Source organism: Microcoleus sp. D2_18a_B4 (genome assembly GCF_036702475.1).
Taxonomy (GTDB): Bacteria; Cyanobacteriota; Cyanobacteriia; order Cyanobacteriales; family Microcoleaceae; genus Microcoleus.
The window spans coordinates 28002-34955 of sequence record NZ_JAUBTL010000012.1; the positions used below are offsets into that span (position 1 = coordinate 28002).

General features: G+C 49.7%; 3 protein-coding genes and 1 pseudogene. All 4 read right to left on the reverse strand.

The window, feature by feature from the left end; all coding sequences use genetic code 11:
- Positions 1-187: 187 nt before the first annotated feature.
- Positions 188-3124 (reverse strand): two-partner secretion domain-containing protein, encoded by a 2937-nt coding sequence (locus tag QUB04_RS09585; protein ID WP_333283657.1) that lies wholly within the window; start codon positions 3122-3124, stop codon positions 188-190.
- Between the two features lie 106 nt (positions 3125-3230).
- Entirely contained in the window at positions 3231-3848 is a 618-nt protein-coding gene (locus tag QUB04_RS09590) for a Uma2 family endonuclease (RefSeq protein ID WP_333283659.1), read from the reverse strand.
- Between the two features lie 392 nt (positions 3849-4240).
- Positions 4241-6370: a ShlB/FhaC/HecB family hemolysin secretion/activation protein gene (locus QUB04_RS09595; RefSeq protein ID WP_333283661.1), complete on the reverse strand. Its 2130-nt coding sequence runs from the start codon at positions 6368-6370 to the stop codon at positions 4241-4243.
- 373 nt (positions 6371-6743) lie between these two features.
- Positions 6744-6954 (reverse strand): annotated as a pseudogene (locus tag QUB04_RS09600) (hypothetical protein); the annotation flags it as partial.

The window sequence follows — 6954 nt, forward strand, 5'->3', positions numbered from 1 at the left end:
AGGCATCTTGGCTGTTCTTGAGAATGGTGCAAGATGTGAGTTGTAACTGAGATGTTGCACAATTGTCAATAAGGCTTTTATGAACGGGCAAGATGCCCGTTCCACAAGAAAAAAATCTACTCTTTGTGGAACAGGCCGGAAAGCCTGTTCTTGAGAATGGTGCAAGATGTGAGTTGTAATCAATGGGTCATCGGGGCGGACAAACCGATACAGAATCCCTCGTGCGATCGTCCAATTGACCCGCAGTTTCCGCAGCCACAAGCATAACTTCTCCTTGACCATTCACCACCCAACCGCGAGCCGGAACAACTTCCCGATCCTGGATTGCGCCCAATTCCGTCTTCGCTCGATCGGTTACATCCCGTACATTGCCCGTTGTCGAACTTCCTGCCTCTTCCACCCACGGAAACGGCGATGGAGCGCTGCTGAGGGCATCATTAGGACTCGGTGGCACTCCTCCTTTCCCAGTGACAGTAAATGCGCTCTCGACCCCTTGCGTGCAGGGATTTGCCGCAATTAAAGCAGTCGGATCGACAACATTTTGCGGCAGTTCCACTAAACCTTGAGCGGGATTGACGCCAGAAGCACTAAATGTAACAGTACCTTGCAAAGCCGGGCCACTACTTTGGGAAATGGCGGCGATGTCGCTGGTGGGAAGCTCAGATGTAGGAGTTACTTGCAAAGCTGCAAATTGAGCGTCGCTCAGCCCCAACCGATCTCTCACCTGTTCGCGGCCCGCTGCTGCAAAGCCCAAGATATTCGGGACATTGACATTAACGCGGCCACCTGCAGCGCTCTTCGCGTTAGCGGTGATGTCGCTATTGTTTTGCCCCACTAGGATATCGCTGTTGAGGGTGATGTTGCCGCCGTCGGCAGCACCCGCATCTGTGGTAATTCGGCTGTTGCGGCGCAATTGGATGTCTCGCGATCGCAAGTTAATATTAGCCCCGATACCCGATACAGTCGTGCCGTCAATACTGCCTTTGTTGTTGAGGGCGATCGAATCTGTGACAACATTGATGCTGCCAGCCGCCCCCGTTCCATAACTCTGGACGCTAACCGCTGCGCCGTCTCGGACACTCAATCGGCCCGTTGCAATGCTCAAGCTTCCCGCCGCACCAGATGGAGGTTGCAGCCCCAACAAAGTCTGGTACAGCAAATCTCCCGAAGCTGTGCCAATGGTGCTGGGAAAGATGCCGTCTCTGGTAGTTCCGGCTATTTCCATCGATTCCGAAGCAGTGACAGTCACATTTCCCCCTTGTCCCGTACCCAGAGTTGAGGCTCCGATAGCTCCTCCGTCTCGGACAATCAACCGTCTGGCGTTCACCGTCACATCACCGCCTTTGCCGCCCCCAGCCGTTCCCGCAGCGATTAGACTTCGGGAAGGGCGAGCGCCCGGTGCGGTGCCGAGCACTTCCACCGAGTCTGAGGCGTTGATGGTGATGTTTCCGCCGGGCCCCCCCGCAGGAATCACCTGCTCTGCAGTTCTCGCCCCGCTCGAAGAAGTGATGCTAGCCCCTGCTTCGACGCGCAGGGAGCGGGTGTTAATTTCAACGTTTCCTGCCCTTCCCGTGCCGCCAATACTGTTAGCGGCTAGAGCCGTACTCAAAGGGCTATCCGATCGCTCTCTCGCTACTATTACCGAGTCAGAAGCTCTCACGCTCAGATTTCCGCTGTTCCCGGCACCAAAAGTCGAGGGCGAGACGATGGCTCCGTCGGTGACACTCAGTTGACCGGTTTCGATAGCGATACTGCCTGCATTTCCGCTGTTAAAAGTTGTGGTCAACAGCCCGGAGGCATTTATTTCTACCGATTCAGAGGCTCTAATTGTCACACCAGAGCCGTCTCCCGTACCGAGTGTAGGGTTGAGTATTACCGATCCGTCTCGGAGAGTTAATCGTTTGGTGTCGAGCGCGATCTCCCCGGATCTGCCGGCACCGAGAGTTCCGGTAATGATGCTGCTTTCGCGCTCGGTGATATCTCCCGGCTGTTGTGCTGCAGCACGATCGAGAAGCCGTCGCCGAAAGTTCTCAAATCCTATTCCCTTAAGTTCTATATTCTCGGCGGTTCGGATTTTGATCGGGCCTCCGGCTCCGCTTCCGGTAGTGGTGGAGCCGACAAAGGCTCGATCGAAAAGGCTAAATCGTGCTGCTTCGATATTGATGCCGCGGCCGTCAATGCTTCCCAAGGTATCGGAGACTAGGCTCGATCGATCGCGCAAAATCACATTTCCTCCCCGAAGTGCGATCGCGCCCCCACCGGGCCCGCTCGCCGTCACCGCCGATAAACCTGATAATTCAATATTGCCAAAATTGGCAACATTTGTATAATCTAAACCTAATCCTATGGGCGTGATGTTGAAGCTTACCAAACCTGGACTTGCCACACTTCCTAATTGAATATTACCACTAAAAGCGCTGGCAAAACCATTGTTAAAGATTAAATCTCCTCCTACCAGTGCTAAGGTTTGACCGGGAGGAACTGCCAAACCGACTGGAATTGTTGTGTCTTGAATAACTTGGGTGACACTGGAAGTGTTGACAATTGCGCCGGGATTCTCTCGAAATCTCAAACCCACCGGAATATTAACCGTCAATAGCGGCGCTGGTTGGGGATTGGCGCTGCTAAATTCAAAGCCGTTATTAAATACAATGCTGTCAGCCGTTCCAGCCAGAAAAGAACCGCGCACATCTAACCGAGCGTTCGGCCCGAATACAATTCCTTTCGGGTTAATTAAGAATAAATTGCCGTTCCCCAAAACTCCCAGAGTCCCTAAAATATTTGAGGAGTTGGGGCCCGTAACGCGGGTAAAAATATTAGAAATTCCGCTGGGATTTTCAAAATAAGCTCCCCGCCCTTCACCAACGTTGAATTCCCGCAAGCTGTGAAATAAATTAACGCCGCGTGTTGCTCCGCCAGTGATTCTATCTGAGGGTAGGTTATTGATAGTATCGGGAACTGTGCGGGAACTTTCCGGGCCCAGGGTATTATCGGGAATGATTTGGGCGATCGCGGAAGTGGGAAATAGCAACAGGAAGGCAAACAGTAGGGAGTAACTTACGGCCCGGCTAGATGCCCAACCCCTACTCCCCATAATAAAATCTACTCTTTGTGGAACAGGCATCTTGCCTGTTCTTGAGAATGGTGCAAATAGTAACGAGTAATGCAAGGGAGACATAAAAACACTCTTTCCAGGATAAAGTTTATCGGTGTAATCTCATCTCGTTTCTCTAAAGGTTTTGAATTTGGCTGCTGAGTACAAGTTGCTCGACTGTGATTTCTAGTTCGGGAAAAGTTTTAGAGATAATGCGCTCATTACCTCTAAAACTTTGAACTAAATAACTGCCATTTTCCAAAGAGTAAACGAAAACTGTGGGAATTTTGGGATTGCCTAGATAAGCCCTAGAAGCAATCGCTAAATAGTCCACAATCCAATACTCACAAATGCCGAGCCTTTGATACTCATCTAGCTTATCTACATAGTCGTCTTCCCAGTTAGTAGAGGCCACTTCTACTGCTAATTGGATAGGTTCGGTAAGGGCTCCGTAGCCACGTACATTACTGTTCCATACTGATGCCTTAACCACGCCGACATCAGGATTTCTGCCTTGTTCTTGTCCTGAAGCTGTTACAGTTCTGAAAACTATATCTTTGTCAACGATATAGTCAAGTCCCAAACGCCTGATTTCATCGTTAAAGCCAAATACTAGAAATCGTGCCACATTTTTATGAGCCCTGGTTGCTTCCACTTTGACAATCTCCCCATTTACAAGTTCGTAGATACCAGATCCGTCTGGGTACTTTTCGAGAAACTCTGCAAATGTTATTTTAGTTTTTGTCTGAACCATAAAACCAGCCCTCTTGTGTTAACTAAGTTATACAATTGAGACTTGAGATTTGAGATTTGAGAGTTGAGATTTTATATCATTTCCGGTAACACCGGAATGATGTTCAGTGTTGACGGTTGACGGTTGACTGTTGACGCCGTGAACAGTGAACTGGAATTTACTATTCCGATGAAGTGCGGATTAGATATAATATCAAATCCGCACTTTATCGGAATTATTCATCTCTCTTCCCTTCCTCTGTATCCTCTGCGTTCTCTGCGGTTAAATCATTCCAAGCTAACCGGAATTAATATTAGATTGAAGTAGAGCATGGAATTAGCTGAACTATATTTAATCGTTCTAGCGGTGGAATTCCGCTAGGATACAGGGGTTTCAACCCCAGCCAGAACTAGCTAGAAAGCAAAGTAATTAATCCGAAAGTAGATGCCTTTTTCCTGCAAAGTTCGATCGCCCGATCGAGCATTTATCAAAGGAATACCATAGTCGAGACGCACATTCAACCGATCGCCCATCTGCCAAATAAGCCCCAAACCTGCACCCAGCAGTTTATCCGAGTCAGGATTCGGCTTTTCTCCTGAATGGTTCCATCCTAACCCAAAATCGATAAACGGAGCCACTTGCAACAATCCTTCGACTTCCGGGACACGCCAAACCGGAATTCGCACTTCTGCAGACGCGATCGCACCGCTATCAGTTAACAGCAAATCTTGGCGGTATCCGCGCACACTTTGAACGCCACCGATCCCAATTTGTTCGAGGGAAAGCAGGGGGCGATCGGCTAATTGAATGTCAGAACGCACAATCAGCAAGGTTTCTGGCGCTAGCAGCCGCACGTACTGGGCTTGGCCGCGCCACGCCAGAAAACTGCTGTCAGGGCCGCTATCGTTCGCAGTAGCGCCGAACAGATTAGTGCCGAGGGAGAATTGCGATCGCGCCGCGAACACTTGGTTGGAAGTCCGCTGCACGTATTCTTGAAAAAACCGCACAGCCGAAACCCGCGTTTCGCCGCGCTCATTTGCTCCCGCCGAAAGCGCAAATCGTTCCCCTGACAGGAATGTATCGCTTTCTTGCCGCGAAAAACTCAGTCCCAAGGCCAAAGTGCGATCGGGCTTTTCGACAATCGGCTGGCGGTAAGTTAACTCGTAAGTCCGCGATTTCCCCTCAATTTGTGCAGCATCAAACGGTTCCTCGATGATATTGGTGCTAGCAGCACTCGCAGCGAACCCAATCGTGCCGTTACGCGCGTTGACGGGGACTGTGTAGCTGCCGTTGAATTCGTTGCTGCCGTCGGTGTTAGCATAAGATACCTCTAATCCGTCGCCCAAACCGAGCAAATTTGCTTGATTGATGCGAACACCGCGCCGAAAACTGCCGACGCTGGGCGATCGATTGTTGTCTGCAAACACTTCAGCGCTAAAGCTGTCTGCTTCTTTTACCCGCACTTCTAAGCGGCTGTTTTCCGGGCGGCTTCCGGCTTGCAATTCGGCGGAAATATTGCCAATTAAGGGGTCGAGTTGCAGCAGTTGCAAGGCTTCCAGCAAGCGAGATCGGTTGAGGGGCCGTCTGGTAGCACGTTCTAGGCGCGATCGCACGTAATTTGAATTTAAGCGCCTGTTTCCAGTAATCACAATTTCATCTAATCCGCCTTCTACAATCCGCATTTTCACCACACCTCCTTCTCTCGGAAAGGTTTGGTTGGCGATGATTACAGCGCCGGAATTGATGTATCCGGCGGCTACATATTTTTGAGTGACGGCTGCTTCGGCTGCGATCAGTTCGGCAAAGGTGATTTCGCGGCCGGCAAACTGTTGCGTAACTTCTGCGAGTTCGCGATCGCTAAAGGCTGTGTTGCCCTCAAATTCAAAGCGATCGACCCTAATTGTACCTATAATCCCCGGTCTATCATCGCCGGGAACAGGTGTTAGCGGGGCTGGTGGGAGGGGAGACGGCGCAGGGGGTTGCGGCGGCTCAGGAGCTGGTAATTCTGGTTCTCGCGGCAGAATTGGGTTGGGCAGTTGGCTGAGTTGCGAGGCTCGATCAATACCCCAATCAATTTTTTTTCTGTCAATACTTTCTTCTAGTTTTTGATCTGAGTTAAAAAGCTCGGTTTCTTGAGTTTTTGTGCTAAATGTGCGATCCTCTCCGAGGGCTTCGCTAACGGTCTGAGATGTTGCACCCTTGTCAATAAGCCTGTTACCGGCGGGCTCTATGCCCACCCCACAATCAAACTCACTCGTTGTGGAACAGGCATCTTGCCTGTTCTTGAGAATGGTGTAAGATGTCACATCGACTGAATTTGCCGAGGAAGGCGGTAAGTCGGGAGTTTCCGCCGCCACCGGGTGTTCTGATTCAGCGGGTAACTGCGTTTCCTCGTCTTTTACGGGCAATTCTTGGCGTTTGTCAAGATTAGTATCGGGAAGGAAAGCTCGATCGCCTCTGCTGCTAACTGCTGCCAAATCCTCAACATTTGAGGTCAAAATTTCAACTGTGCTAGCGGATGTTTTCGCTGGTTTTGCTAACACAACTAACCCCAAAATACCAGCGAATAAAAATATTTTTTGCGAGCGACAAGCCATAGAATCTAATTATCTCGAATAATTGGGTGAAAATATTTTCCGCAATAGAGCACCCTCAAGTAAAAATCAATCTTAACAGCAAAAAAAAGAAACAGCCGTCGCAGCCAACAGTTTCGGCGACGGCTACAAACCAAAAGGTCGATCGACGGCTGTTCATTTCCCAACACTTACGCATCAACCAGGTTCTTATCCGAAAAAATATCGTGTAAGTCGATCGTAAACCGTAAAAAAAACCAAATTTTTTGGTTGCAAAACCTACGCTTTCATGGTAAGGCAGCGACCAGAACAGTCCTGGACACCAGGGTAAACCAGAAACGCGCTACAACTGAGATATTGCACCATTCTCAATAATCTTTTTATGAACAGGCAAGATGCCTGTTCCACAAGAAGAAAATTCATCTCTTGTGGAACGGGCATCTTGCCCGTTCTTGAGAATGGTGCAATGAGCTCGGACACCATTCTCAATAATCTTTTTATGAACAGGCAAGATGCCTGTTCCACAAGAAGAAAATTCATCTCTTGTGGAACGG

What these genes read in the sequence shown, in the direction of transcription:
- QUB04_RS09585 (WP_333283657.1), bottom strand. Translation starts at nt 3,124, where the DNA reads ATGCCTGTTCCACAAAGAGTAGATTTTATTATGGGGAGTAGGGGTTGG.
- QUB04_RS09590 (WP_333283659.1), bottom strand. Translation starts at nt 3,848, where the DNA reads ATGGTTCAGACAAAAACTAAAATAACATTTGCAGAGTTTCTCGAAAAG.